Source organism: Enterobacter vonholyi (assembly GCF_008364555.1).
GTDB classification, from domain to species: domain Bacteria; phylum Pseudomonadota; class Gammaproteobacteria; order Enterobacterales; family Enterobacteriaceae; genus Enterobacter; species Enterobacter vonholyi.
In genome coordinates, this window is the sequence record NZ_VTUC01000001.1 from 371172 (window position 1) to 396501 (window position 25330).

Annotated in this window: 22 protein-coding genes, 1 tRNA gene and 2 pseudogenes; 12 read left to right on the top strand and 13 right to left on the bottom strand. The window is 52.4% G+C overall.

Annotated elements, in window-relative coordinates; all coding sequences use genetic code 11:
* Positions 1-23 precede the first annotated feature (23 nt).
* A complete protein-coding gene (gene olsF / locus F0319_RS01795) occupies positions 24-1736 on the top strand; it encodes a bifunctional ornithine lipid synthase OlsF (RefSeq protein WP_149366139.1) in 1713 nt (570 codons plus the stop codon).
* A gap of 25 nt (positions 1737-1761) precedes the next feature.
* On the opposite strand, the gene tauD is transcribed toward olsF, so the two are convergent.
* The 6 genes from tauD to mmuP form a co-directional block, all read right to left on the bottom strand.
* The gene (gene tauD, locus F0319_RS01800; RefSeq protein ID WP_111963457.1) at positions 1762-2613 is read right to left on the bottom strand and encodes a taurine dioxygenase; all 852 of its coding nucleotides are present in this window, start codon (positions 2611-2613) and stop codon (positions 1762-1764) included.
* The gene (tauC, locus tag F0319_RS01805; protein ID WP_111963459.1) at positions 2610-3437 is read right to left on the bottom strand and encodes a taurine ABC transporter permease TauC; all 828 of its coding nucleotides are present in this window, start codon (positions 3435-3437) and stop codon (positions 2610-2612) included. Before tauC ends, tauD begins: the two co-directional genes overlap by 4 nt.
* Positions 3434-4201, bottom strand: coding sequence for a taurine ABC transporter ATP-binding subunit (gene tauB, locus F0319_RS01810; RefSeq protein WP_111963460.1), 768 nt, complete (start codon positions 4199-4201; stop codon positions 3434-3436). Before tauB ends, tauC begins: the two co-directional genes overlap by 4 nt.
* Positions 4202-4211: 10 nt before the next feature.
* Entirely contained in the window at positions 4212-5174 is a 963-nt protein-coding gene (gene tauA / locus F0319_RS01815; RefSeq protein ID WP_001018397.1) for a taurine ABC transporter substrate-binding protein, read from the bottom strand.
* Between the two features lie 178 nt (positions 5175-5352).
* Entirely contained in the window at positions 5353-6285 is a 933-nt protein-coding gene (mmuM, locus tag F0319_RS01820) for a homocysteine S-methyltransferase (RefSeq protein WP_111963462.1), read from the bottom strand.
* The gene (gene mmuP, locus F0319_RS01825; RefSeq protein WP_133293858.1) at positions 6272-7672 is read right to left on the bottom strand and encodes an S-methylmethionine permease; all 1401 of its coding nucleotides are present in this window, start codon (positions 7670-7672) and stop codon (positions 6272-6274) included. Before mmuP ends, mmuM begins: the two co-directional genes overlap by 14 nt.
* Before the next feature lie 334 nt (positions 7673-8006).
* On the opposite strand from mmuP, the gene F0319_RS01830 reads away from it, so the two are divergent.
* Positions 8007-9116, top strand: a complete 1110-nt coding sequence (locus tag F0319_RS01830; RefSeq protein WP_111963463.1) for an AI-2E family transporter — start codon at positions 8007-8009, stop codon at positions 9114-9116.
* A 119-nt stretch (positions 9117-9235) separates the two neighbouring features.
* On the top strand, positions 9236-11020 hold the full coding sequence (locus F0319_RS01835; RefSeq protein ID WP_111963464.1) for a diguanylate cyclase: 1785 nt from the start codon (positions 9236-9238) through the stop codon (positions 11018-11020).
* 31 nt (positions 11021-11051) lie between these two features.
* Here the strand turns inward: F0319_RS01835 and F0319_RS01840 are convergent, their stop codons facing one another.
* Together F0319_RS01840 and F0319_RS01845 are read right to left on the bottom strand one after the other, a co-directional pair.
* Entirely contained in the window at positions 11052-11561 is a 510-nt protein-coding gene (locus tag F0319_RS01840; protein WP_149366140.1) for a hypothetical protein, read from the bottom strand.
* 16 nt (positions 11562-11577) lie between these two features.
* On the bottom strand, positions 11578-12477 hold the full coding sequence (locus F0319_RS01845; RefSeq protein ID WP_149366141.1) for a LysR family transcriptional regulator: 900 nt from the start codon (positions 12475-12477) through the stop codon (positions 11578-11580).
* 109 nt (positions 12478-12586) lie between these two features.
* Here F0319_RS01845 and F0319_RS01850 point away from each other — a divergent pair, with 109 nt between their 5' ends.
* From F0319_RS01850 to catA, 7 genes are all read left to right on the top strand, one after another.
* Entirely contained in the window at positions 12587-13792 is a 1206-nt protein-coding gene (locus F0319_RS01850; protein ID WP_149366142.1) for an L-dopachrome tautomerase-related protein, read from the top strand.
* A gap of 218 nt (positions 13793-14010) precedes the next feature.
* Positions 14011-14622 carry a flavin reductase family protein gene (locus tag F0319_RS01855; protein WP_149366143.1) on the top strand — a complete coding sequence of 204 codons (612 nt, stop codon included), beginning with the start codon at positions 14011-14013 and terminating at the stop codon, positions 14620-14622.
* Between the two features lie 161 nt (positions 14623-14783).
* The gene (locus F0319_RS01860) at positions 14784-15857 is read left to right on the top strand and encodes a catalase family peroxidase (RefSeq protein ID WP_149366144.1); all 1074 of its coding nucleotides are present in this window, start codon (positions 14784-14786) and stop codon (positions 15855-15857) included.
* Positions 15854-16441 (top strand): cytochrome b, encoded by a 588-nt coding sequence (locus tag F0319_RS01865; protein ID WP_149366145.1) that lies wholly within the window; start codon positions 15854-15856, stop codon positions 16439-16441. The genes F0319_RS01860 and F0319_RS01865 overlap by 4 nt, the downstream gene beginning before the upstream one ends.
* A gap of 400 nt (positions 16442-16841) precedes the next feature.
* Positions 16842-17336: a putative pterin-binding protein gene (locus F0319_RS01870; protein ID WP_024909477.1), complete on the top strand. Its 495-nt coding sequence runs from the start codon at positions 16842-16844 to the stop codon at positions 17334-17336.
* 17 nt (positions 17337-17353) lie between these two features.
* Positions 17354-19285, top strand: a complete 1932-nt coding sequence (locus F0319_RS01875) for a putative bifunctional diguanylate cyclase/phosphodiesterase (RefSeq protein ID WP_149366146.1) — start codon at positions 17354-17356, stop codon at positions 19283-19285.
* A gap of 63 nt (positions 19286-19348) precedes the next feature.
* Positions 19349-20026: a type A chloramphenicol O-acetyltransferase gene (gene catA / locus F0319_RS01880; RefSeq protein ID WP_149366147.1), complete on the top strand. Its 678-nt coding sequence runs from the start codon at positions 19349-19351 to the stop codon at positions 20024-20026.
* Between the two features lie 170 nt (positions 20027-20196).
* On the opposite strand, the gene F0319_RS01885 is transcribed toward catA, so the two are convergent.
* The 4 genes and pseudogenes from F0319_RS01885 to F0319_RS22505 all read right to left on the bottom strand — a co-directional run.
* The gene (locus F0319_RS01885; protein WP_149366148.1) at positions 20197-21096 is read right to left on the bottom strand and encodes a hypothetical protein; all 900 of its coding nucleotides are present in this window, start codon (positions 21094-21096) and stop codon (positions 20197-20199) included.
* 67 nt (positions 21097-21163) lie between these two features.
* On the bottom strand, positions 21164-22519 hold the full coding sequence (locus F0319_RS01890) for a hypothetical protein (protein WP_149366149.1): 1356 nt from the start codon (positions 22517-22519) through the stop codon (positions 21164-21166).
* 520 nt (positions 22520-23039) lie between these two features.
* A complete protein-coding gene (locus F0319_RS01895; protein WP_149366150.1) occupies positions 23040-23645 on the bottom strand; it encodes a hypothetical protein in 606 nt (201 codons plus the stop codon).
* A 137-nt stretch (positions 23646-23782) separates the two neighbouring features.
* Positions 23783-23842, bottom strand: a pseudogene (locus F0319_RS22505) (host cell division inhibitor Icd-like protein); the annotation flags it as partial.
* On the opposite strand from F0319_RS22505, the pseudogene F0319_RS01905 reads away from it, so the two are divergent.
* Positions 23841-24097: pseudogene (locus tag F0319_RS01905) on the top strand (tyrosine-type recombinase/integrase); the annotation flags it as partial. The pseudogenes F0319_RS22505 and F0319_RS01905 sit on opposite strands and share 2 nt — an antisense overlap.
* A 14-nt stretch (positions 24098-24111) precedes the next feature.
* Here F0319_RS01905 and F0319_RS01910 read toward each other — a convergent pair.
* Positions 24112-24223: transfer RNA gene (locus F0319_RS01910), tRNA-Ser, on the bottom strand.
* A 25-nt stretch (positions 24224-24248) separates the two neighbouring features.
* Between F0319_RS01910 and F0319_RS01915 the strand changes: the two genes are divergently transcribed.
* Entirely contained in the window at positions 24249-25322 is a 1074-nt protein-coding gene (locus tag F0319_RS01915; RefSeq protein WP_049003923.1) for a site-specific integrase, read from the top strand.
* The last annotated feature ends 8 nt before the right edge of the window (positions 25323-25330 follow it).

Consider the following 25330-nt stretch of genomic DNA (forward strand, 5'->3'; position numbering starts at 1 on the left):
GCAAGACGGCAGGAGGAGTGACCATGTTTAGCCTCGATAGCGTTCTCGACGATCTTTGGCCTCAGGCGAGGCCCGCACCCTGGCAAAAAAGTCTATTAAAAAGACTGTTCTACGAAGACGAATTTCAGCAATTTGCCGCAGCACACCGCCACCTGAAAGGACTGGATATGGTGGAGCAAGTTCTGGAGCACCTTGATATTCTCTGCACCGTTTCCGCCCGCGATCTTGAACAAATCCCCGAACATGGCCCGCTGGTCATTATTGCCAACCACCCGACGGGTACACTGGACGGCCTGGCGCTGATGTACGCCGTCTCCCGCGTGCGGCGCGATGTTAAAGTCGTGACCAACCGGATGCTGACCCACCTTGAGCCCCTCAGCTCGCTGTTTATTCCGGTGGACAATATGGGCGGCAGGACGGCGAAATCGTCCCTGGTGCAGATGGAACAGCATCTGCAAAACGCGGGCGTGCTGATCTTCTTCCCGGCCGGAGAAGTTTCCCGCCCTACGCGCAAGGGCATTCGCGATAAGAAATGGCACTCCGGCTTTATCAAACTCGCCAGCAAGCTGCGCGCCCCGCTGCTGCCGGTGCATATTCAGGCGCATAACAGCCTGCTCTTCTATGCCAGCACGCTGGTCTCCCCGACGCTGTCGATGCTGCTGCTGATGCAGCAGATGTTCCGCCGCCGCCACAGCCAACTGCCGATTAAGATCGGCCAGCAGATCGCCTGGCATCACTGGCACAGCGCCACCCTTTCGTCGCGTGAGATGGCCGAGCAGTGCCGTCAGCACGTGATGCGTCTTGGCAAGGGATTGCCTGGGGTCTTTAAAACCCAGTGCGCGATTGCCCGTCCGGAAGACAGGGCCACACTGAAACGCGCGCTGGCGAAGGCCGAGAGCCTGGGAAAAACCAGCGACGGTAAAAGCATCTATCTTTGGCAGCGAAACGGCCAGGAAGACGCCCCGCTGCTGCGCGAGCTGGGCCGCCTGCGCGAGATTGCCTTTCGCGCGGTGGAGGAAGGGAGCGGCAAACGCCGGGACACCGACAGCTACGACGATGATTATCTGCACCTAATCCTGTGGGATGAGGAGGATCTGGAGATCGTCGGGGCGTATCGCTTTATGCCGACGGCCATGCAGATCGAAAAGCGCGGCGTTGAGGGGTTGTACAGCTATAGCCTGTTTCACTACGACGACAAAATGCAGGACGTACTGGAACACGGTATTGAGCTGGGGCGCAGCTTTATCCAGCCGCGCTACTGGGGACGCCGCGGCCTGGACTATTTATGGTCCGGCATTGGGGCCTATCTGGCGCGTTATCCGCACTACCGCTACCTGTTTGGCCCGGTCTCCATTTCCGGCGGCTTACCGCCTGCCGCGCGGGATCTGCTGGTGGCATTTTATCGCCTGTGGTTCCCGGCGACGCATCCGCTCGCCGCCTCACGTCAACCGTATCCCGCATCGCTGCCGGACGTGCTCGCGCAGTTTGGCGGCGTGGATTACGTGGACGATCTAACAAAGCTGAAATCCCTGCTCGGTAATCTTGGGTGCGGTATTCCGCCGCTCTACAAGCAATATTCCGAGCTGTGCGAGCCCGGCGGCGTGCAGTTTATTGATTTTGGCAGCGACCCGGCGTTCAACAACTGTATTGACGGGCTGGTGCTGGTGGATTTGTGTTATCTGAAGGCGAACCGCTATCAGCGGTATATTGAGGCGCATTTACAGCCCTCTCCCTAAAAGGGAGAGGGTTAGGGTAAGGGGATCAAGGCGCACGATAAAACGGCTTATCGCCCAAAATCGTCGCCCGCTGCATAATCCGGCGTTGCGGAAGATAGTCCGCATTGGCGTAGTGCTGCGTCACGCGGTTATCCCAGATCGCCAGGTCATTCTCCTGCCAGCGCCAGCGTACCTGGAACTCCGGTTTGGTGATATGCGCGAACAGGAAACCTAACAGCGCCTCGCTCTCTTTCTCGGACACATCCACAATGCGCGTCGTGAATCCTTCGTTCACAAACAGCGCCTGCTTGCCCGTGACCGGATGGGTCCGCACCACCGGGTGCAGCAGCGGAGGATGTTTCGCAACCGCCTCCTGCCAGCGCTGATGTTCCTCTTCACTCTTGCGATACTTGTATTCCTGGAATGATTTTTTGAAGTCGTGCTCCGCCCGCAGACCGCTCAGCAGCGTCCGGAACGGCACTGACAGCGCCTCATACGCCGCAATCCCGCTGGCCCACAGCGTATCGCCTCCCGTATCCGGCAGCAGCTTCGCCGCCAGAATCGCCCCCGCAGGCGGCGTCTCGATAAAGGTTACGTCGGTATGCCAGTTGTCGTTGTCCGGCGGATTATCGTTGTGGGTGTCGAGGACGATAATCTCCTCCACCCCTTCCGCATGCGGATAGACGGGGTGAATATGCAGATCGCCAAAGCGCAGGGCCAGCGCGCGCTGCTGCTGCGGAGTGATCGCCTGCTCGCGCAGGAATACTACCTGATGACGCAGCACCGCGTGGTATAGCTGCTCGAACTGGTTATCACTCAGCGGACGGGTCACATCCAGGCCTGATACCTGTGCGCCAATGTACGGCCCCAGCGGGGTAATGGTCAGACGTTCACTCATTGTATTTCTCCATGCCAGGGCGTCAGGCGACGCTGTAACGCGCGCAGCCCCAGTTCTAATCCGAAGGCGATCGCGGCGATCACCGCGATCCCAGCCAGCACCACGTCAGTCGCCAGGAACTCCCCCGCCGACTGCACCATAAAGCCAAGGCCGCGCGTGGCCGCAATAAGCTCTGCGGCCACCAGCGTGGACCAGCCCACGCCAAGGCCGATGCGCAGCCCGGTTAAAATCTCCGGCAGTGCGCCCGGTAAAATCACGAACAGCAGCACCTGCATGCGGCTGGCTCCCAGCGACTGCGCCGCGCGGATCCGCACCTGCTGGGCGCTCTTTACGCCCGCCAGCGCCGACATGGCAACCGGGGCGAAAATCGCCAGATAAATTAGCAGGATTTTTGATGTTTCACCGATGCCGAACCAGATCACCATCAGCGGCAGATAGGCAAGCGGCGGGACCGGGCGGTAAAGCTCAATCAGCGGGTCGAGGATGCCTCGCACCGTCGGGCTCAGCCCCATCGCAATCCCCACGGGAATGCCGATAATCACCGCCGCCAGCAGCGCCACCAGAATGCGCGCCAGGCTGGCACCTAAGTGCTGCCAGAGCGTGGCATCCATAAAGCCCTGCGGCCCGGCGATGGTAATGAGTTTGGCCAGCACCTGTCCCGGCGGCGGCAGAAACAGCGGGCTGACCCACTGCAGGGCAGCAACTGCCCACCACACCGCCAGCAGCACCAGCAGCGTACCGACGCTCAACGTGATTTGACGTGAGAAAGGCCAGCGCAGCGCCAGACGCGTGCGGCGCGTTTTTTCACTGAAGACGATGCTCATGAGAAAGCCTCCCGCTGTTCAAACACGCGGCTTAAAACGTACTCACGCTGTTCGATAAACAGCGGATCGGATTTGATGCTGCGCACGGGTTCCCCGGCGACGTAGCGGCGGGCGAAATCCAGCGGCAAACGCTCCAGCACGCGGCCCGGCCCCGGCGAGAGCAGCACCAGCTCCGTCGCCATAAACACCGCCTCTTCGATATCGTGGGTAATCAACAGCACCTGCTTGCCCGTCTCATGCCACAGGCGCAGCAGCAGGGTTTGCATCTGCTCGCGGGTGAAGGCATCGAGCGCTCCGAACGGCTCGTCCAGCAGCAACAGCTGCGGATTCGCTGCCAGCGCGCGGGCAATACCGACGCGCTGCCGCTGGCCGCCGGAAAGCTGCCAGATGAAGCGTTTTTCCGCCCCTTCCAGCCCCACTTTTTTCAGCATCGCCCGCGCCGTTTCCAGCCGCTGTTCACGATTGATGCCCGCAAGCTGTAGCCCAAACGCCACGTTTTCCTGCACGTTGCGCCACGGGAGCAGACCTTCATTCTGGAAGACCACGCCGCGCTCGGCGCCGGGGCCTTCCACCTTTTTGCCTTCCAGCTGAATGGTGCCATGCTGATAAGGGACAAACCCGGCGATCAGATTGAGCAGCGTGGTTTTTCCGCACCCGGACGGACCCAGCACCACCAGCAGTTCACCGCTGTCCAGCGTCAGGTTGATATCCTCCAGCGCGGGTTTACCACCGTAATCAGCAGACAGATTTGTAATATTCAGCATGGCGGACTCCTTATTTCACAAAACGATCGGTTACGTACTGGCTGTAATCCGTCGCCACCGCGGGCACTTTGCCCTGCTCTTTCAGGAAGGTGGCAGTATCTACAATCGCTTTGTTTACCGGCCCGGTCAGCTGCTGCACCTGCTGCGCGGGGGTCAGATAGGTATTGCCCTTCACCAGCCCCGGCACGTCCGCTTCCGGCACGCCGCTCAGGCGGGAGAGTTTTTCCAGGTTTGCGGGCTGCTTCAGCCATTCATCCGGGTTACTGATATACGGCTGCTGGGCGTCAATCGCGCTTTTCGCGAAGGCTTTCACCACCTCAGGATGTTTCTCGGCGAAGTCTTTACGTACGACCCACACGTCGAGCGTTGGCGCCCCCCACTGGCCCACTTTCTCGGAGTCGGTCAGCACGGTGCCGTCTTTTTCCAGCTCGTTCACTGCTGGTGCCCACACATAGGCCCCGTCAATGTCGCCACGCTGCCAGGCCGCGATAATCGCCGGTGGCTGGAGGTTGATAATTTGTACCTGCCCCGGCTTGATGCCCCAGTGTTTCAGCGCCGCCAGCAGGCTGTAGTGGGTGGTGGAGATAAACGGCACGGCGATGCGTTTGCCGATCAGGTCTTCCGGTTTGGTGATGTTTTTCTTCACCACCAGCGCTTCAGAGTTACCGAGCTGCGAGGCGAGCAGGAACACCTCAATCGGCACCTGCTGGCTGGCCGCAACCGCCAGCGGGCTGGAACCGATATTGCCGATCTGCACGTCGCCGGAGGCTAGCGCACGCACCACGGACGCGCCGCTGTCAAACTTGCGCCAGTCGACTTTCGCGCCGCTCTCTTTGGCAAAGGTGTTGTCCGCCTGCGCGACTTTCGCCGGTTCCGCAGAAGTTTGATACGCGACGGTGACGTCCACCGCCTGCGCCTGAAATGCCCACAGCGCCAGTGCGCCGAGTAGTGTGATTCGCGATGAAATTGCCATAGTGCCTGCTCCCCTTGTTGTTATGAGGGCAGTATTTCCAACGCGGGAATTTTGATAAAGGAATAAAAATGAATCGCTCATAACGATTCGTTTTTAGATAAAAAGCGGGAAAGGATAGTTGGTTTTGTGCGGTTCGTTTTTTCCCCTCTCCCCGTGGGAGAGGGTCAGGGTGAGAGCATCAGCGCTGCGCGTTCAGCTCAGCAATATCCTTCGGCGTGGTGCGACAGCATCCGCCAATCAGCTTCGCGCCGGCTTCCAGCCACTGCGGCAGATACCCCGCCAGCGTCTCGCACGCTTCACCGTGGTGGTGCCAGGTTTTGGTCACTGCGTCATAATGCTCGCCCGAGTTCGGGTAGACCACCAGCGGCAGCGGCGTCAGGCTTTGCAGATGCTTCAGCGCGGCCGTGGTGTTTTCCAGGGCGATACAGTTAATGCCCAGTGCGACAATGTGCGGCGAGTTTGCCAGCACGCTGACCACGTCACGCAGCGGCGTGCCGTCGCTCAGGTGCTCGCTGTCCCGCAGGGTAAAGGAGAACCACGCCCGGGCGCGGGGATACTCGGCCAGAAGCGCCGCCAGCGCCTTAGTCTCGGCAAACGAGGGCAGCGTTTCGCAGGCCAGCAGGTCAGCGCCCGCGTCCAGCAGCGCTTCCACGCGCGGCCGGTGGAAGTCGGTAAATGCTTCCGCACTGCGCACGTAGTCGCCGCGATACTCTGAGCCATCCGCCAGATACGCGCCATACGGCCCAACGGATCCCGCCACCAGCAGCGTGCCCGCATGCGGATTTTCAGCCAGATACGCTTCACGCGCCTTACGCGCCAGCTCCACGCTTCTGCCAATAAGCGCCCGGGACTGCGCCTCGTCGAGGCCGCGTGCCGCAAAGCCCGCAGGCGTGGCCTGATAGCTGGCGGTGATCGCCACCTGCGCGCCCGCGCGGTAGTAATCCAGATGCACTTCGCGGATAAGCTCCGGGTTTTCCATCAGCACTTTGGCAGACCAGAGGCTGTCTGCCAGGTTACAGCCGCGCGCTTCCAGCTCCGTCGCCATCGCGCCATCCAGCACCACAAACGGCTGTTTTTCAAGGATGGCGGTAAGCGGATTATTCTGCGACATGTTCAGGCTCCTGCGATGTCATATTTCGGGTCAGGTAGTAGGCACCATAACACAGGGCGACAAACGGGATCCCGCAATAAAGGGCAATGCGCTGGCTTGGGTCAAACCACAGGCCGACACAGGCCACCACGCAGAGGATAAACCCGAGCACCGGCACAAGCGGATACCACGGCGCGCGGTACTGCAGCGCAGAGAGCGGCTGCCCGGACTGCAGATGGCGACGACGGAAAACGAAGTGCGACGCGCAGATGCTGATCCACACCGCCACCACCGCAAAGCCCGAAATTGCCGAGAGCGCCACGAACACCGTGTCCGGCGCCACCACGCTTGAGAACAGCGCCAGCACACCGCCGAGCATAGAAACCGAGAGCGCCGTCAGCGGCACGCCGTTTTTGTTCACCCGGGCAAAGCAGCGCGGCAGCGTTTTCTCATTAGAGAGCGACCATAGCATGCGCCCGGAGGCATACAGCCCGGAGTTCGCCGCCGAAAGGATCGCCGTAAGGATCACGAAGTTAAAAATATCCGCCGCGTAAGGAATACCGACCTTTTCAAACACCAGCACGAACGGGCTCTTTTCCACACCCGCCTGCTGCATCGGGATCAGCGCCGCCAGCACAAACACGGTACCGATAAAGAAGATAATGAGGCGCGCAATGGTAGTGCGGATCGCGACCGGAATCACCTTGTGCGGATTTTCAGTTTCCCCCGCCGCAATCCCGATGAGCTCGGTCCCGGAGAAGGCAAAGTTCACCGCCACCATGGTCATCAGGATCGGCAGGCCGCCGTGCGGGAACCAGCCTTCGGCGGTAATGTTGCTTAAGCCCGGCGCGGGTGAACCATCCTGCATCGGGATAAAGCCAAAGACCGCCGCGCCACCCAGAATAATAAAGGCGATGATGGTGATGACTTTCACCAGCGAGAACCAGAATTCGCCTTCAGCAAAGAAGCGCGTCGAGATGACGTTCAGGCCAAAAATCACCACGCAGAAGACCACGCACCACGCCCAGACGGGCACATGCGGGAACCAGTACTGCATACAGAAACCCGCGGCGGTGAAGCTCGAGCCGAGCGCTACCGTCCAGGTGAGCCAGTAGAGCCATGCCACGGTGTAGCCCGTCGCCGGGCCAAGATAGCGAGCGGCATAGACGTGGAACGCGCCGGTTTCCGGCATCGCCACGGAAAGTTCGCCCAGACACTGCATCACCAGCCAGACCACCAGCGCGCCTATCAGGTACGCCAGCAGCGTGCCCGCTGCCCCGGTCGTGGAAATGATGTAGCCGGTATTAAAGAATAACCCTGTCCCAATCACGCCACCCAGCGAGAGCATAATCAGGTGGCGTGTTTTCATGGTGCGCTTAAGCTGCCCATTTTCTTGTTGTGTTTGCATATTACCTTCTATACGTATGGACATCTAAACATCCAAAGAAGGTGTGTTATACCGCGATTGTTAATAAAAAGCTAGATGACCAGACGCAAACGGGCGCGCCGCGCGCTGAGTCTGGGGTGGGTTGTGAGGATCACATAGAGAATCGGACGCCAGGCCATAAGCACCTCCGCAAGCAGATACTTACAGCATGGTGCGGGAAAAGGCGAACTTCGGTCAGTCGAAAGTGGTATCCGTGAAGAGCGGAGTCATACCGCAACACTGCCCGGCGCAAGGGTTGGTAATTCTCACAATCAGTTCTATAGTCGACACTGCTTATTCGTTACCAGGAATCACTATGCGCTTTAATGGACTGACTAAAGGTTTCTTTATTTTCATTCTCGCCCTCGTCACCTGGGCCTTCTTCGACGTGCTGTCGCCCTACTTCTCCGCCATTCTGTGGGCCGCCATTCTGACCGTTATCTTCAATCCGGTAAAAAACAGGCTGCGCGCCGCGCTGGGGGATCGCAACGGGCTGGCCTCGCTGTTGACCATCGGTATTATCTGCCTGATCGTCTTTATTCCGCTGATGGTGATCCTCTCTTCGCTCGCCATTGAGCTGAACGTGGTTTACACGAAGCTCCAGGAGAACAACACCCAGTTCCCGGAAGTGGTGGCGAGCATCTTTAACCACCTGCCTGACTGGGCCAGCGGCTTCCTGGCGGATCACAACCTGACCAACGCGGCGCAGATCCAGAAAAAACTCTCCGATGTTGCCCTACAGGGCGGGCAATATCTCGCCGGCAGCGCGTTCCTGATCGGCAAAGGCACGTTTGGCTTTGCGATTAGCTTCGGCATTATGCTTTATCTGCTGTTCTTCCTGCTGAAAGACGGCCCGTATCTGGTGCGCCAGATCCTCGACTCTCTGCCGCTGTCTGATTTCGCCAAGCAGCACCTGTTCGCCAAATTCGTCGGCGTGTCGCGGGCCACGGTAAAAGGTACGGCGGCGGTGGCGGTGGTTCAGGGCATACTCGGCGGGATTGCATTTGCTATTGCCGGTATTGACGGCAGCGTGCTCTGGGGCGCTCTGATGGCCTTCCTTTCCCTGGTGCCCGCCATCGGCTCGGCGATTGTCTGGGTGCCCGCCGCAATCTTCCTGTTCGCCACGCACCAGATCTGGCAGGGGCTGTTTATTGTCGGTTTCTTCGTGATCGTCGTCGGGCTGGTGGACAATATCCTGCGCCCGCTGCTGGTCGGAAAAGACACCAAAATGCCGGACTACCTGATTCTGATCTCCACCCTCGGCGGCATGGAGCTGTACGGCATTAACGGCTTTGTGATTGGGCCGCTCATTGCCGCGCTGTTTATCGCCTGCTGGAACCTCTTCTCAGGGCGCGATCACGAAGGTAACGCCGAAGAGCTGGACCCCGACTTCATCGAAGAAGGAAAAAATCCTCCAGATTTGTAAGGACGTGACGATAAAGACCACACCAGGCGGCACTGAACCGCCTTTTTTTTCGCCTTAAATCAGACGTTTTCTATAATTTGAAGAACGCCATCCTACTCATGTCGTAAAAGGATCATCTGGTGCGAATCGCGACGATAACAAACTGGGCCTATGGGGCCACGGTCTGCCTGACCATCGCCTCCGGCATCATCATGCTGATGGCGTCCAATGCGGATAACCTCGAGCGCCAGGCCGTTGAACAACGGCAGAAATTTGATCAGCTGACGGAAGATATCGAAACCGATATCTGGGCGCAGTCTGATTTAGCACGGCTGTACGTCATCAAAAAAGATCCTCAGGCTCTCAAGGAATATAACCAGGCAGAAAACAGCCTGAAGCGCATCGAGCTTCGGCTGGAAAAGCTGCAGGATAATGGCGCATCGGATGAAGAACTGGCCCTGCTGCATGAAGGAATAAAGATCGTCGATGAGCTGCAGGACGAACAGCAAACCGCCCTCGCCAGCCTTGAACGCGGAGAAGACGCCCAGGCCGTAGCCTTGCTCTATGGTCAGCCCTATGAGCAGGAGCTTGAGCGCGCGCAGAATCAGCTCGATCACTTCCGCCAGATACTCGATAAGCGCGTCATAGCCGCCGTTCAGGAGGCGACAAAAAAATCGAAAGCGCTGCGTACCGCCTCTGAGCTGACGGTCGGCCTGACCGCCCTGCTGTTCCTGTTTGTGCTCGGCTTTATATTAAAACGCCGCGTGCTCCGCCCCGTGGTCCGCCTGAGCGACGTGGTGCACCGTCTGGCATCCCAGGATTACGCGGTTGAAACGCCCAATTTCAACCAGATCGATGAGATAGGCGATATGGCCCAGGCCATCAGCATCTTTCGTGAAAACGGCCTGGCGCGGCAGCGTCTGGAAAAAGAGCGCGATGCCGACTGGGCCATCCGCGAGCTGCTGGCGCGCATGACCCAGCGGCTGCAGGGGTGTGAGAACTTTAACGATGTGATTAACGTGGCGGAGCTGTTTGCTCCCAATATCGCGCCGGGGATCGCGGGCCGACTCTACGTCCTTGATCGCGAACCGTGGCAGATGCGCTGCGTCGCGCAATGGCTCTCGCCGGTTGGTGAAGAGACGACGTTCCATCCGGACGAGTGCTGGGCCGTGCGTCGCGGGCAGAGTCACCCGCCGGTGAACGGCGAGCCGGATATCGCCTGCTACCATCTTCCGCCATCCCAGGCGGAAAGCGCCCTTTGCGTGCCGCTTATCGCTCAGGGCGAGGCCATTGGCCTGCTCTCCTTCCAGAATATCACAGCGGACAATGCCCCTTCCCGCGCGTATCTGGAACTGATGGCCGAGGCGCTCGGGCTGGCGCTGGCCAACCAGCGTCTGCGCGACGCGTTGCTGGAAAAAGCGTTGTTTGACCCGCTCACCGGCCTGCGTAACCGTCATCATCTGGAAGATACTCTGCAAACCCAAACGGCGCAGGCGATACGCACTGGCGTACCGTTAAGCTGCATGATGATTGATATCGACCACTTCAAGAGCATTAACGATCGGTTCGGCCATGAAGCGGGCGATCTGGTGATCAAAAGCGTGGCGTCAATTGTTCAGCGGGCCGCACATGACAACGGACTGGCATTCCGCTACGGGGGCGAGGAGTTTCTGGTGCTGCTTTCCGGTGCCGATGAAGCAGAAGCGTACGCCTGCGCGCAGAAGATTTACACCGGCGTGCATGAGCTGTCGATTCGCTACGGGCTGACCGAGATTGGGCCGGTGGACGTGTCGATTGGCATTGCCAGCTACCCGCAACATGCCCAGACCGACAACCTACTGCGCGCCGCGGATGTGGCCTTGTACCGAGCAAAAGAGCTGGGCCGCGCGCGGATTGTGAGTTTTGGGATGCTGGAGGCGGGCTGACGCTGATTCTCGCGCCCTGACTTTCCCCGATTCAGGCGCGCGTGATAGCCCAAAGCACCACAATCCCCAGGGCATTGCTCCGCTTTTCCACATACAGGGTGGTATCGGAATAAACGTTACCTTGCGGGTTACAGATGCGAATCTCCTTCTTTAATTCCGGCTCGTAGACTTCCGCACCCGAGCAGCTGTGGCGGGTACTGGATTCATACCGGTAAGGTTTGCTCCAGCCCGAATAGTTCCCCTCCAGCAGCCAGGCCGTTGTAAAGACCACGAACATGGCAACCGGCAGGCTGCAAATAAAGAAGCCGAGGTAGATTTTTACCGCGTCAGCAAGGCGCTTACCTTTCAGTCTCCCCTTTCTGATGAAATAGACCATCGGCACCAGCGCCAGCAGCAACGCCCCACAGGCAAGGTACTGCTCCCCGCGGATCGAAAGGTATGTCACGCGGTAAATGTTGACTGACCACACCACAAAACCCGATATCAGTGCTATCCCGCCTGCGATGAGTGGGATCCAAAAGGAAAAAAGCGCTTTTTTCATGGTGGACTCGTCCTTGTCATTCTTGTCGGGTCAGATGGTCAATCATTGCCCGGGTCGCTGCTGACTGACGTCGGTGCGGGGCAAACAGCACGGAGAAAGGTCGCGATCGTCCCCGAAGGTGCGGCAGCACCTCAACTAATTGGCCGCCCTGTATTCTGTCGCGAACGATAAATTCATAGCTCTGGCAGATCCCAATCCCCTGCTCCGCCAGCGAAACCACGCCGAGTACATCGTCTGATATTTCGATAGTTGAACCCGGCATCCAGTCAATATCGCGCCCTTCGTCATGAAATACCCAGGGGGCGATACGCCCGGTGCGCGGCATGATAAACGGCAGGCACTGATGGCGCTGCAGCGCTTCCAGCGTCTGAGGCTTTCCTCTCCGATGCAGGTAGCCCGGGGAGGCGACCAGGAGCAATGCCGCGTCTTCCAGCTTACGCGCCACCAGCCCGCTGTCAGGCAACTGCCCCAGACGGATCGCCAGATCGAACCCCTCTGCGATCAGGTCAACGTTGCGATTGGTAATGTTCAGCTCCACCTGAACGCGCGGATATTGTTGGGTAAAGCGAGCCAGCAGCGGCGGCAGGCGGTAGTGGGCATAGGTGGTCGGGACACTCATTCTCACGCGACCGGTCAGATCGCCCTCCTGACCCCGGCCAACGCGTTCGGCGTCATCAAGCAGAGAGAACGCAGAACGCGCCTGCTCAAGATAGACGCGTCCGGCTTCAGTCAGCCCCACCCGGCGGGTCGTGCGCTGTAACAGCTGCCGTCCAAGACGCGCTTCCAGGCGAGTGACCGCGCGGCTCAGTACCGAAGGGGTGGTTGAAAGGGCAACCGCTGCGCCCGTAAATGAGCCGTGTTCAACCACAGCAATGAACACTTCAACGTCGCCTAGGTAATCGAATTTCCGGCCCATTTTGCTCTCTCAGGAACAAATGTTTTTCAATTTGGCTAATTTATCTCCCGTTGGGCGATGAGTAAAGTGTCCAGCATTCATCACCTGAACGCGCTACTGGAGCCTGTCAATGTTCAACCGCCCCCTTATTCTGCCCGCCATCGCAATGGCGGCGCTGTTCTCTTTCCCGAGTGTTGTCAACGCGGCGAACCACGCGCCTCTGGAGCGCTGGCGAAGCTATGCCGGTGTGAGCTGGGATACCGCTCAAGACGGAAAGATACCGGCGGCGTTCTCCGGTTCGGTCAATGCTCCTATTGCGGGTATCCACTTTGATGCAAAGGACCGGGCCTTTGTCAGCACGCCCCGGCTGGTTTCCGCCGCAGCACCCGCCACGTTAAGCATTCTGGATACAACGGTACAGTCCGGCCCTGCCCGCCTGACGGCGTTTCCCTCCCGCGAGGGGAATGCGGTGAACACCGATCCCTCTCAGAGCCTGCGTAACGTGCTCGGTTTTTATATTGACCGTAAAAACGGCTGGCTTTGGGCGCTGGACATGGGGTTTGTTGCAGGGGAAACAGAATCCCCCGTGGGGGCGCAGAAACTACTCGTACTGGATCTCCACTCTGGCCGTACCATCAAACGCATCGCCCTGGACGGCGTAGCGGACCGCAAGGCAAGTTTCCTTAATGATGTGGTTGTCGATGAGAACCGCCGTGTCGCCTATATCTCCGACAGCGGCTCGCGGAGTGCTCCTGAAAACCAGGTGGGACTAATTATCGTTGATTTCGCCGCCGGTATGGCTCGACGCGTGCTCGATCGTCATCCTGCGCTGCAGATTGAGCCAGGCGTTAACGTCGTCTCGCACGGGGCCGAAGTCTGGCCAGGTAAACCATTACTGATTGGAATTAATGGCATCGCACTTTCTCCCGATGCGGGCACGCTGTACTGGACGGTGACAACCGGCACGCGCGCCTATGCGGTACCGACCGCGATACTGAGGCAGCCCGCGTCAACCGATGCGCAAATTGCCGGGCAGATCCGCAATCTGGGGAGCGTGGGGGGCAACACCGACGGAATGGTGACAGATGTTAAAGGTAACCTCTACATTACCGATGTCACACGCAATGGCATCGTCAGATACGATCCTGAGAGCCTTTCCATGTCGCTGATTGCGGCAAGCCAAGACGTCCACTGGCCAGACACGCCAGCAATCCGTCCGAACGGGGATCTGGTATTTACCTCGAGTCGCCTCAATGACCACTTCGCGGGAGCCGTTAAATCTGGAGAGGAACGCTATGACTTATGGCGCTTGCCTCTCAGTGCTTTACAAAAATAAGAGCAAGTAAACCAGGAGCCCAGCATAAATGGGCTCATAATTTCAGATGATTTTATTTCCTTAAAAGCTGCACGTGATGTCTTTCCCCCGCTCAGAAGGAAGTGGTTAAGATTACGTTCCAGGGAATTGTAGTGAGGCGCGTTTTACTTCGCGCTTCACCGAAGTAACGCACGTTTGCACAAAGTAGGCTGGGCCTCCGCTACTCAAAGGATAATAAAATGAAAACCCAGCAGGTCGATTTTGCTTCTTTATATTTTGGTACACCGGTCGCCATTATCTCCAGCCAAAATCCTGACGGTTCAACAAACCTGAGCCCGATCTCGTCGTGGTGGATCCTTGACCGGAATATCGTGTTCGGGCTTGGCACCTCCGGAAAGTGTTATGAAAATATCACGAGTAACCAAGATATTGTTCTGAACATTCCGGACAGCAGGCTCTGGCCGAATATTGAAGCTATCGCAGATAAAACGGGGAAAGCATCGCCACCGGAATGGAAGAAAAAGATGGGATATGTTTTTGAACAGGACAAGTTTAGCTGCGGAAATTTCCACAAAGAAAAGGCGGTAACGATTAACTCGTTGAGAATTAGGGAGTGTCCTGTACAAATAGAGGCTAAAGTTTGTGGAAGATCGCCGCTGACCGGTTCGCAGGGGAGCCTGGTGTCCGTTGATGCCATGATAACCTGCGTCCACATATCTGAAGCATTATTAATTCGTACTCAGAGAGGTGTAAAATTTAATGTGGTGAAATGGAACCCCCTCTATTACATATTTCGCCACTATTTCACGCTGGGTAACCGACTCGGTCAAAATTTCCGACACGATGAGTAATCCGGTCTTATGACAGCGGAAAGATTTAAACTTTTCGTGATATTCTTTCTTTACGCCCCTTAGTTCCTATACTCGAGCCATATTCGCCACTGTATTACCACATGTCATGCACGATACGTTGTGCATGACAGGTGATGGTATTTTGTTCTGGAAAAACGTCTATGTCGAAACTGGATTTGAGGTCCAAAAAAACCTGGGGTGCGCTGGCTGCGATCGCCGTTGTCGCCGGTACGCTGGCTTCTGCTTTTGCATGGACGGCGGGCTGGCTTGGGTCACGCACGGTCAGCCAGGCACTGGTGGGTGAAACACCGAAACCCTTCCCGCCAGGTTTTCGTCGCGCGCATGGAAAAGGCATCTGCTTTGCCGGTACCTTTACGCCAAACGGCTCGGCGGATTCCCTTTCAACCTCCCGCCTCTTCTCGCAGCAGGAAGTGCCCGTGGTGGGCCGATTCTCTATTGGTACTGGCGATCCCCATGCCCCGGATAGTACGACCAAAACCCTGAGCATGGCGCTGCTGCTGAAGACAGATGACAAGCAACAATGGCGGATGGCGATGAACAACGAGCCTTTCTTCGCCACGCACAGCCCTGAGGGTTTTCTGGCCTTGCGAAAGGCCACTGCTGTTGATGCAGCCACCGGAAAACCGGACCCGCAGCGTCTCAAAGACTTTTTAAAAGCGTACCCTGAGGCGGAGAAATATCTTAAATGGGCGGCACAAAAACCCGCGCCCGGCAGCTTCGCGGGCGCGACGTTTTACAGCATTAACGCCTTTTACCTTGTGAACGCGCAGGGGGATCGCCAGGCCGTTCGCTGGATGATGCGTCCGCACGAGCCTTTCCTGTCGATAAGCGATGAGCAACGACAGAAAGCCGATGACAACTTCCTGTTTGAAAACCTGCGTCAGCGCCTGGCGCAAAAGCCACTCTACTGGGATTACGTTTTGCAGCTCGCACAGCCGGGCGATCCGGTAGATGACCCTTCCCAGCCATGGCCGGACGATCGCAAAAAGATGGTGGCCGGCACGCTGGAAGTGACGCGCGTCGAAGCACAATCCACAGGCGCGTGCCGCGACGTTAACTTTGATCCTTCTGTCGTTCCAGCAGGCGTTGCGGTGTCTGATGATCCCATCTTAAACGCCCGCTCTGCTGCCTACTCCCACTCTTTCAGCCGCCGCGAGCGGGAAATCGGCTACGGCAAGGCCACCGAAGCCGTGCAAAAGCAGGAGGTAAAATGAGCTCGAATAAAGATATGCGAGAGCACGCGCCGCAGCATTTCAATATCCTGGCGCGAAGCCTGCACTGGCTGATGGCGGTGATGATCCTGGCGATGCTGTTCATCGGTGTCGCGATGATGACGTCGTTGCATCACCGGATTTGGTTAATCGACCTGCACCGGCCGCTGGGTGTCGCCATTTTACTGCTGGCACTGGTGCGTCTGGTCAACCGGCTTCTTAGCCGGACGCCGCCACTTCCTGCCGATTTGCCCGTCTGGCAGGTGCTTGCAGCAAAGGCATCACACTGGATGCTGTATGGGCTAATGCTGGCAATGCCGCTGCTGGGTTGGGCGCAACTGTCGGCAGCCGGCCTGCCGATTGTCATGTTTGATGGCGTCAACCTGCCGGCGATTGTCCCGACCAGTCCAGCACTGTATGCCTGGTGTCACGACGCCCATAGCCTTCTGGCAAAGTTGCTTTTTGCTGTGGTGCTGGTCCATCTCTCTGCGGCACTCGTTCATGCATGGATCTACCGGGACGCAGTGTTTTCCAGCATGGCGAAAGGGGGTAAGTCGGCGGCGGCCACCGAGGATGGCCTCAAGTAAGCAAAGCGGAATGGGACACGCACAATCAGAATGTTCGTGTCCTCGCTTATCAACGTCATCCTGAAACTACGGTCACAACCGGGGCGCGTATTCAGTCTCCAGATTCGCGTCCCAAAAAGCCACGGACATCCAAAAATTGTCGTGGAAGTTAATATCAATCAATTAAAGCGATTATTTTTTAAACAGAAGAGCATTTATGCCCGCAATTTTAGCTTTTATCAAAAAGTTAAGCGTCGCTCGAGTATCAAACACCCTGCCACCTGCAACACCTAACTCATTGATTAAAATGAGTTTATATCAATAAAAACGATAAAACCCCTTACTTCCCAACAAAATATATCAACTCGTGTGATATCTAAATTATAATTCTTATACTTACGTTAAAAAGGTGGAGGTCAAAATGCGATTAACCCTACTGCTGTTATGCTGTCTTGTACAAAGTGTAACCTGGGCTGGCGACCTGCCAAAACCAGTTGGTAAACCCATTTTAACGATTTACGGTAATATAGAAAATACCAACGAAAATGGAAAAGCAGTGTTTGATCTCGCCAGCCTTGAAAAACTCGGAGTAGTGAGTTTCGAGACGACCTCCCCCTGGTATAACGGTCGTACGAAGTTTGAGGGTGTCCCAATGAGCAAGCTCATGGATTATGTGGGTGCAAAAGGTACAAACGTTAATGTTATTGCGCTCAATGATTACTCAACCGTCATCCCTCTCAGCGACTTTAAAAAATACAACGCCATACTTGCCTTAAAGGTCAATGGCGAATATATGCGCATCCGCGATAAAGGCCCATCGTTCATTGTATACCCCTATGACAGTCTTCCTGAGTTGAATAATCAGATTTATTACTCACGATCAGCATGGCAGGTTAGTAAAATGAAGATTGAGTAGTCGTTCAGGAGAACATAATGAACAGGATACTGGTTGGTATCATTTTTTCTCTTTTTATCACGACAGGATATATTGCATTCCTTGTTTACGATCGACAGCAGGAATTGCAAAAACTGACTCAATACACTGAGTCCTGGTCCGTGGCACAACTGGTATCAGAGTATTACCGTTTTGAATCATGGCTTGGTCTATACGCAACCGATACCGATGACGTTACGATAGACCAGGTCCGCATGCGCCTCGAAATTATGCTTAGCCAGGCCGATTTAATGAAGGGGGGTGATTTAGGTCGCTACATTGACAGCGATAAAACGCATCAGGAGCTGGCTTTACGCTTAGAAAAAATACTGACCTATCTCGATAGTCATCTTGAAAAAATGAGCCATCCGGAGTTAAAGGCATACCTGACAAATATGCATGAGCTCGATGCACCGCTCAGCCAGCTGTCTGCAACGGCATTAACAAAAGATATTAACACGGTTAATGAATCCAACAACAAAATACAAATACTGTATTATATTTATTCCGCACTTTCTTTGCTCCTGGTGATTTTAAGCTTTATTCTTGGCTTCCTAATGATCTACCAGAATAAAAACATTCTGAAAGCACACATGCAGGTCAAAAGCCTGGCTGATGAACTTCAAATATCAAAAGAAAAACTGCAAATTCAGAACGCGAAGCTGGAGTATGATGTTTATCATGACTCCCTCACCGGCATGAAAAACCGCCTTTTCTTCTGGGACGATCTCAACAAAATTAATCTTCAGGCAGATAAAAATCACGTCCCCGTCACGGTGATGTTATTTGATTTAGACCGCTTCAAAGAGGTCAACGATACCTATGGCCACGATACGGGAGATTTGCTGTTGAATCAGGTATCCCGACGGCTGACCTCGATGAGCAGCGCAACGGATACGTTTTACCGTTTAGGCGGAGACGAGTTTGCCCTTCTGTCGAGTGGACTCACCGAAACTGCCGCCGTTTCACGCGCCAAAGAAATCAGCGAGCATATTAGCCAGCCCTACACGATAAATAACCAGCTGATAAAAATCGCCACCTGCGTGGGTATCGTTTTATCTGATAATGAACGACGCTCTGATTATCTTTATAAATTTGCCGATCTGGCGCTATACGAAGCCAAAAAAGAGGGTTCACAGCAGATAAAAGTTTTCCGTCAATGGATGCTGCAAAAGTTGCAGGAAAGCAGAACTCTTGAACATGATATGGCACTGGCGATCGATAACCGTGAATTCGTTGTTTATTATCAGCCTATTGTCGATTCATTCAGCAATGAGATTTACGGCTATGAAGCGCTGATTCGCTGGATACACCCGGTGAAGGGGATGCTTGCACCAGATTATTTTATTTCCGTCGCTGAAAAAACGGGGATGATCAATCAGATCGGCAAAACCGTGCTTGAGCTTGCCTGCAGGGAAGCAGTTTCCTGGGCCGTTCCGGCAAGGATCTCTGTAAACGTTTCGCCTATTCAGTTAGGTAATAAATCTTTTACAACGATGGTGCAGTCCATCCTGAAAGAGACTGGGTTACCGGCTAGCCGACTTGAGTTAGAGGTAACGGAGTCTTCACTCTTCAGTGACAGCAACATGCCGATCACTATTCTCAAAAAGCTCAGAGCGCTGGGTGTAAAAATTTCTATCGATGATTTCGGAACGGGTTATTCGTCACTCTCACGACTGAGCGAACTCAATTTTGATAAAATCAAAATCGACAAATCCTTTGTGAGTCCGATATCCACGCAGGATGATGCCCTTAATATCGTTAAGTTAATTACCGGCATGGCGAAAAGCCTCAACATGCGGGTCATTGCAGAAGGTGTTGAAACCGAAGCGCAGCTTGAACGTCTTCAGGCGCTTGGCTGCGATCTCGTGCAGGGATACCTGTTCGGAAAACCCCAGGCTGAGATTGACAGGAAGATTAGATACGGTTGAAATGGTTGTCCGGTAGTTTATGGTCCAAAATCATTTAGACGATTGATAATCAAAGGTTAAGCAATGAAAAAAACAGCCCCGGCCTATACGCCTGTTGATTTATCTCGTTGGCCAAGGAAGGAGCATTTTGAAGTCTTCCAGTCATTTGCTGAATGCACAATTAACCAAACCGTTCTGATCGACATTACCGCGCTGAGAAAACACATCAAAGAGGTTGGCTGGAAGTTTTACCCGACGATTATTTTTCTCCTGTCTAAAATTATGAACAGGCATCCTGAGTTCCGCATGGCTATGAAGGACAATGAGCTTGTCATATGGAATGAAGTTCATCCCAGCTACACCATTTTCCACCCTGAAACGGAGACGTTTTCGTCATTGTGGAGCCACTATGACGGCAATATTCATCACTTCCAGAACACGTATGCAGAAGATACGGCCCGCTATGGAAATATACTTTCGTACTGGCCTAAGGAAGAATCCCGGGAAAATGTCTTTTTCGTCTCGTCTATTCCGTGGGTAACGTTTACCAACTTTAATATGAACATTGCGCACATGAAGAACTTCTTTTCGCCTATGTTCACGTTTGGAAAATACTACGAACAGGATGGAAAAGTGCTGCTGCCGCTCGCGGTGCAGGTCCATCATTCGGTATGCGACGGTTTCCATGTGGCAAGGATGTTTAATGAGTTGCAGGAGATGTGTGATGGTTTGTCGGGGCTGTCGGAAGAAAGTTATGGCTGATGCACAAGGGATAAATGTTGTTTATTTGATAGTCGGAAGACTAAATTTAAAGATGGTGCGATAATAGGAATAAAACAACAATACAACACATTGATTACTATCATTATTTTAAACAAAACAATGAAAAGTGCCCCCATATATGCCCCTCAATGAAAGCACTTAACCATTGCTTATTTTTTATGCTCTGTTCGACTCGCTATCTCCGGAACGGCTTCACCTGGAGAAATCATAGTTCTGATAGTCGTTTGTTTTGATAAACGCTCCTGCATCAATTTGCTCAACGGGACCTTAGTTTCTCTTGATTCTGCGATCAATTCTGCTATTAAATCCCCTGAAATTTTCTCTCCATCACCAGCTATTGCCAGGGTAGATATACTATAAGTTGCATCAGCTTCATCATCGGATCTAGTCATAATATCTAAGGCCATTTCAGGATTTTCTGAGACAATTTCCATTGCAGCATCCATCCCCATACCAAACGATCCAAAATCATGCGTAAACTTGTCAGGATGGTTACGGCTCATTGACAATGCGAACAAGTCATCGTTGCTAAAAGGTAAGTGGAATGAATTAAAATTTATAAACTGCATACCATCAATTCTCATTTGAAAATGATAATGTGGGTACTCTATCGCCGTTCCAGAATGTCCCTTAAAATCTGATTCAGAGCAATCAAACGTCCATTCAATATTATTCCATTTGATGGTGCTCGATAATACCTTACCTTTAGGCATTTCTAGCGCTAAATCATTAATATTGACCAGTGGTTTTTCCATATTGGCACACCACCTTAAAAAAGCAGCAATATTAATATACCCGTATTTATTATACAGCAGGGGGAAATACTTGGTCTTGAATTTACATCGTCTCAGTAGCCAATGAAGACATGGATTATCCTTACTAATGGTCTTGAAAGATTTACCACATAAGTAGCATTCACCAACCAAATAAGACTTTTTGAATTCATCAAATTGCCGCAACCCTTCCTCTTGCGATTTTAAGGTTAATTCATCCCTTTCACTCTTTGTTAATGAATTAAATCTTTTTAAAATCTTCTGTTCATCAATCATATTCAGGCTCACTTAGATAGTCTATAAGCAAGAAATAAAAACCTCATCATATTTAGATGTGTAAAAATCATTTCTTTGTGAAGTTTATTTCCTTGAACTTTCCTAGCAATTCAGAAACTGAATCAATAGCTCCTTTTCCATCCTCCACTTTTAACTTTGAATGATGAATGGGGGATTTATATATTGAAGATACAGAAGATAAGATTAATGCATCTTTATTCTCATCACTTAATAACTGTTCAGCATAAGCGTTTAATGTTAATGCTACAGCAGATTTAAAAGCATATTCCTCCTGAAAATTTCGCTCTTTGCTGTACTGTGCAATTCCAAATAAAAGTAAACCTATGGCAGGTAGTGCCTTAATTGAATTGATTATAAGCAATTGATAGCTCATTGCTTCATCGGAAGACCAATGGAATAATAACCATATCCATACAACTGTAGCCACTGCTAGACAGGGAACAGTCCAGCGCCAAAATTTAACCGAAGGTGATAATTCAATTTTGCGTTGTTTAAAAGTTTCAAACAATGATGCTCCAACCTCACGACCTATCAGATCATCTAAATATGAATTCCTTTCAATAAAATAACTCTGCTTTTCTTCAACAAAAGTTAGTTTCTTGTCAAAATCCTCTGTTAATAATTCGAGTTTCTTTGAGAACTTCGCATACTCACTTTTATAATCAGAGATATCAAAATTAATTTTATCTATTTCGCTTGAGGCCTTGTCAAACAATTTATCTAAATCATTTTTTTTGCTTTCCGCTAACGTAAGTTGTGTGTTAACTTTTTCCACAGAATTTGTAGCATTGTTATAAAGATTATTTATCGTTTCGCTTTGCTGCATTATATTTTGCAGTGAAGCCTCTAAAGTTCTAATTTTAGCAATGCTTTCTTCATTGAAACTTTCTAGCCGCTCATGTTCATTAGATATGCTGCGAATCAACTCATCCAGATCAGAAATACGTGAATCAATGAGTATTTTCTTCGCCTCCATTAATTCATTATCGCTTTGTATTTTTTTCGTTGACGCGCTTAAAACCCTTCTTGAATTATACTCCCAAAAACCATAAACTCGTTGGTATGCAGCCAATCTCAAAGCATAACCCAATGCATTAGGAAAATCCCCGCTGCCATTATAATTATTTAAATATCCGATATCATTGATAAGATTACCGCTTCCAACATCAGATAAATTATAGTTCAGAGGCAAAGTTGCAAAGTTCTCTTCCGTTATTTCTTGTTTGAAATGCGCATATATCTTACAAACAAGTAAAATATAAGAATCCAAGCTTAACTCACCTATTAAAACCCCTGAGTAATCACCACTATCCTTATATTTTTCAGCTACATTCCTTTTAAAGACTTCGGAATCAAACACCTCTAACAATGCCATAACTTGATCTTTTTGCTGTCTGTTCACATTCAGACTCCTAAATAAAAAATATAGTTTTAAACACTACAGAGCATCTAACAATTAATAGGTTTAGTTCATTAAAGTCACCCTTTAAGTAGTAAGTTTATACTAAAACAAAAGATCATAAGAATCATCAAATTTACATTATACCTGCACATATCTGATACATTGCTACAGATATTCGTCGCACGCAGTATTTCGAACGTCATGTTGTATCTCCATCTAGTAGGCTTCTTACTTTACATAACCGCACTAACTATCGGAGCTTTTAGAGGAAGGATTCATAGCGTTCGCATGCCTATTTCAAATTATTACCCACCTTCGCAGACATCTGCAAACTGCTGTTGTTCACGATTTACTTTGAATGTTTGCGTCCATCACGCACAGCCCCGCCCGCCAGCCCGCTCCACTTAACAGGGGGGGTTTCATGCGCATCGTAAATCGCTTCATGAGCCGCCACACAAGGGCTTTTGCGTCAAAAATAACGCATGACTGTCATGCGTTTTCATGCAGCATAGACATGCACTCAGGCTACAGACATCAAAAACCCGGCACAAGCCGGGCTTAAGTGAGCGGTTCTGTTCAGATCAAAACAGTTTTCTTTTTTCCTGTCATCATTTGAGCCTGATACCGGCGCTGAACCGGCCAGGCTCATCACGTCGTCCCGGAATCTCAGCGGCAATATTTCACTCGTCCATTTCAGCATCAAATTCAGGATAAATTCACGATACAGTGTATCTGTATCATTTGTTCCTTCAATAATTCCCGGGATATGTGCTGAGCTATCCCGTTCAAATTGTCTGTACTTCATCCTGAGCAGGCTACTCAATTCAGTACCGTTGAAAATAAAGAAGTCACGCAGAAGCTCATCAATACGCTCTTCCGTGATGCCATGATGGCAGTTTACGTAGGCGTTTGCCTTACGACCGGTCGCGCTAGCCAGTACCGGCAACTGCTCTTCTTTTTCAGCAATCAGACCGGCCAGCTCGGCGGCTGTTTCCTGTTGTTCCAGATACTCAGCCCGAAGAGCTTTCATCTCTGGGGTCACGAAACCGCCGTTCTGGCTAAGCAATTCCCTGAACTGCACCCGACTGTCTTTGCTCGCCTGTTCAGTTCGGTCTGATGCTGACACAGAGCCCTGAGGTTCTCAATAGCTGCATCTTCGGCCTGTCTGGCCTCCACCCAGGCCTGCATTTTTTGGTAAAGGTCAATTAGACTGCCAGTCGGAGGAGAGGCCTTTTGTCAGTGTTTCCGTCTGAGCTGGCTTAACTACGCATGGTTACCTCCACACGGAATACGCCCGGCAAAGCTCAACACGTAGTCAGGAGCAAGCCTGAGACGGGCTGAACGCTCGGTAGAGGACTTCCGTTTTCATGAGCTGAGGCATGGCTTGTTCAGGCTAGCGTCCCTATTTCTATTTTGCAGGAGATGGGAGGCTGGGAGTCAATCGAAATGGTTCGTCGATATGCTCACCTTGCACCTAATCACCTGACCGAACATGCGCGGCAAATAGTCTCTATTTTTGGGTGTTCTGTCCCAAATCTGTCCCACAGTGAATATATGGAAGGTACGAATGATGCGTAACTATGTGATATGACTGGTGCCGATAATAGGAGTCGAACCTACGACCTTCGCATTACGAATGCGTAAATTGATCTTGTAAAATCAATGCCTATCGAATTTAAATGGATTTTTTGCCACAATATTGCCACAGTTCGTTAGGAATCAGACAGAAATGGCGACTATACGCAAACGTGGTAACTACCAATGGGAAGCTCAAATCCGTAAACGTGGTTTTCCCTCTCAAACCAAAACCTTTAACACCAAAGTGGAAGCAGAAGCTTGGGCCAAAATGATCGAGTCAGAAATGGCGAGAGGAGTTTGGCTTAGCCGCAGCGAAGCGGAATCTACGACATTGTATGAAGCCCTAACGCGATATGAAAAAGAGATTGTTCCCGACAAAAAAGGGGCAGTGCAAGACCGATCATTGGTGCGGATACTAAAAAGCACTCAGCTGGCGAAAAACTATATGGCCAGCATCAGGAGTGCCGATGTCGCCAAGCTGAGAGATGAATGGTTGAAAATCTATGCTCCTGCAACCGTTTTAAGGCGTTTGGCCTTACTTTCTCATGTATTCAATGTTTCGCGGAAAGAATGGGGCATGGAGAGCCTACTGAACCCCGTAGAGGCCATTCGCAAACCCCAACCCAAGAACTCCAGGACCAGACGCTTGGAAGCGCTGCCTGTAGTTTCTGAGAAAACCTGTGTTACGTCAGGAAAGGAAATAGCCAACGAGATCGAACATATCATCGCCGCAACACATTCATTAGTATTGCCAGCAATCATTCTTCTGGCGTTAGAGACAGCCATGCGCCGTAGCGAAATCGCAGAACTTCGATGGCGCTTTATTGATCTTGATCGGCGAGTTGCACATCTGCCGGATACTAAGAATGGTAATGCCCGCGATGTCCCTTTATCAACGAAAGCCATTACGATACTGTCCAGTCTCAAGGAACATTCTAAGCCAGCTGCTGATAAGGTTTTTGATATGCGTGCAGACGCGATTACCCGAGCTTTCGACCGAGCTGTAAAACGAGCCAGAGAACGATACGAGAAAACAAACTCATTATGTGATGAATCTTTCCTTAAAGATTTAAGATTTCATGACCTTCGACATGAAGCAACATCTCGACTAGCTGAAATTTTCCCTATGCATGAACTAACCAAAATTACAGGACATAAAGATCCAAGAATGCTAATGCGGTATTATCATCCAAAAGCTGAAGATTTGGCGTTAAAGTTGAAATAAGGACGTTG

What these genes read in the sequence shown, in the direction of transcription:
- mmuM (WP_111963462.1), bottom strand. Translation starts at nt 6,285, where the DNA reads ATGTCGCAGAATAATCCGCTTACCGCCATCCTTGAAAAACAGCCGTTT.
- F0319_RS01875 (WP_149366146.1), top strand. Translation starts at nt 17,354, where the DNA reads ATGAACAGGATACTGGTTGGTATCATTTTTTCTCTTTTTATCACGACA.
- F0319_RS01845 (WP_149366141.1), bottom strand. Translation starts at nt 12,477, where the DNA reads ATGGGCCGGAAATTCGATTACCTAGGCGACGTTGAAGTGTTCATTGCT.
- F0319_RS01860 (WP_149366144.1), top strand. Translation starts at nt 14,784, where the DNA reads ATGTCGAAACTGGATTTGAGGTCCAAAAAAACCTGGGGTGCGCTGGCT.
- F0319_RS01870 (WP_024909477.1), top strand. Translation starts at nt 16,842, where the DNA reads ATGCGATTAACCCTACTGCTGTTATGCTGTCTTGTACAAAGTGTAACC.
- F0319_RS01865 (WP_149366145.1), top strand. Translation starts at nt 15,854, where the DNA reads ATGAGCTCGAATAAAGATATGCGAGAGCACGCGCCGCAGCATTTCAAT.
- F0319_RS01915 (WP_049003923.1), top strand. Translation starts at nt 24,249, where the DNA reads ATGGCGACTATACGCAAACGTGGTAACTACCAATGGGAAGCTCAAATC.
- catA (WP_149366147.1), top strand. Translation starts at nt 19,349, where the DNA reads ATGAAAAAAACAGCCCCGGCCTATACGCCTGTTGATTTATCTCGTTGG.
- mmuP (WP_133293858.1), bottom strand. Translation starts at nt 7,672, where the DNA reads ATGCAAACACAACAAGAAAATGGGCAGCTTAAGCGCACCATGAAAACA.
- F0319_RS01855 (WP_149366143.1), top strand. Translation starts at nt 14,011, where the DNA reads ATGAAAACCCAGCAGGTCGATTTTGCTTCTTTATATTTTGGTACACCG.
- F0319_RS01885 (WP_149366148.1), bottom strand. Translation starts at nt 21,096, where the DNA reads ATGATTGATGAACAGAAGATTTTAAAAAGATTTAATTCATTAACAAAG.
- olsF (WP_149366139.1), top strand. Translation starts at nt 24, where the DNA reads ATGTTTAGCCTCGATAGCGTTCTCGACGATCTTTGGCCTCAGGCGAGG.
- tauA (WP_001018397.1), bottom strand. Translation starts at nt 5,174, where the DNA reads ATGGCAATTTCATCGCGAATCACACTACTCGGCGCACTGGCGCTGTGG.
- tauD (WP_111963457.1), bottom strand. Translation starts at nt 2,613, where the DNA reads ATGAGTGAACGTCTGACCATTACCCCGCTGGGGCCGTACATTGGCGCA.
- tauC (WP_111963459.1), bottom strand. Translation starts at nt 3,437, where the DNA reads ATGAGCATCGTCTTCAGTGAAAAAACGCGCCGCACGCGTCTGGCGCTG.
- F0319_RS01850 (WP_149366142.1), top strand. Translation starts at nt 12,587, where the DNA reads ATGTTCAACCGCCCCCTTATTCTGCCCGCCATCGCAATGGCGGCGCTG.
- F0319_RS01830 (WP_111963463.1), top strand. Translation starts at nt 8,007, where the DNA reads ATGCGCTTTAATGGACTGACTAAAGGTTTCTTTATTTTCATTCTCGCC.
- tauB (WP_111963460.1), bottom strand. Translation starts at nt 4,201, where the DNA reads ATGCTGAATATTACAAATCTGTCTGCTGATTACGGTGGTAAACCCGCG.
- F0319_RS01840 (WP_149366140.1), bottom strand. Translation starts at nt 11,561, where the DNA reads ATGAAAAAAGCGCTTTTTTCCTTTTGGATCCCACTCATCGCAGGCGGG.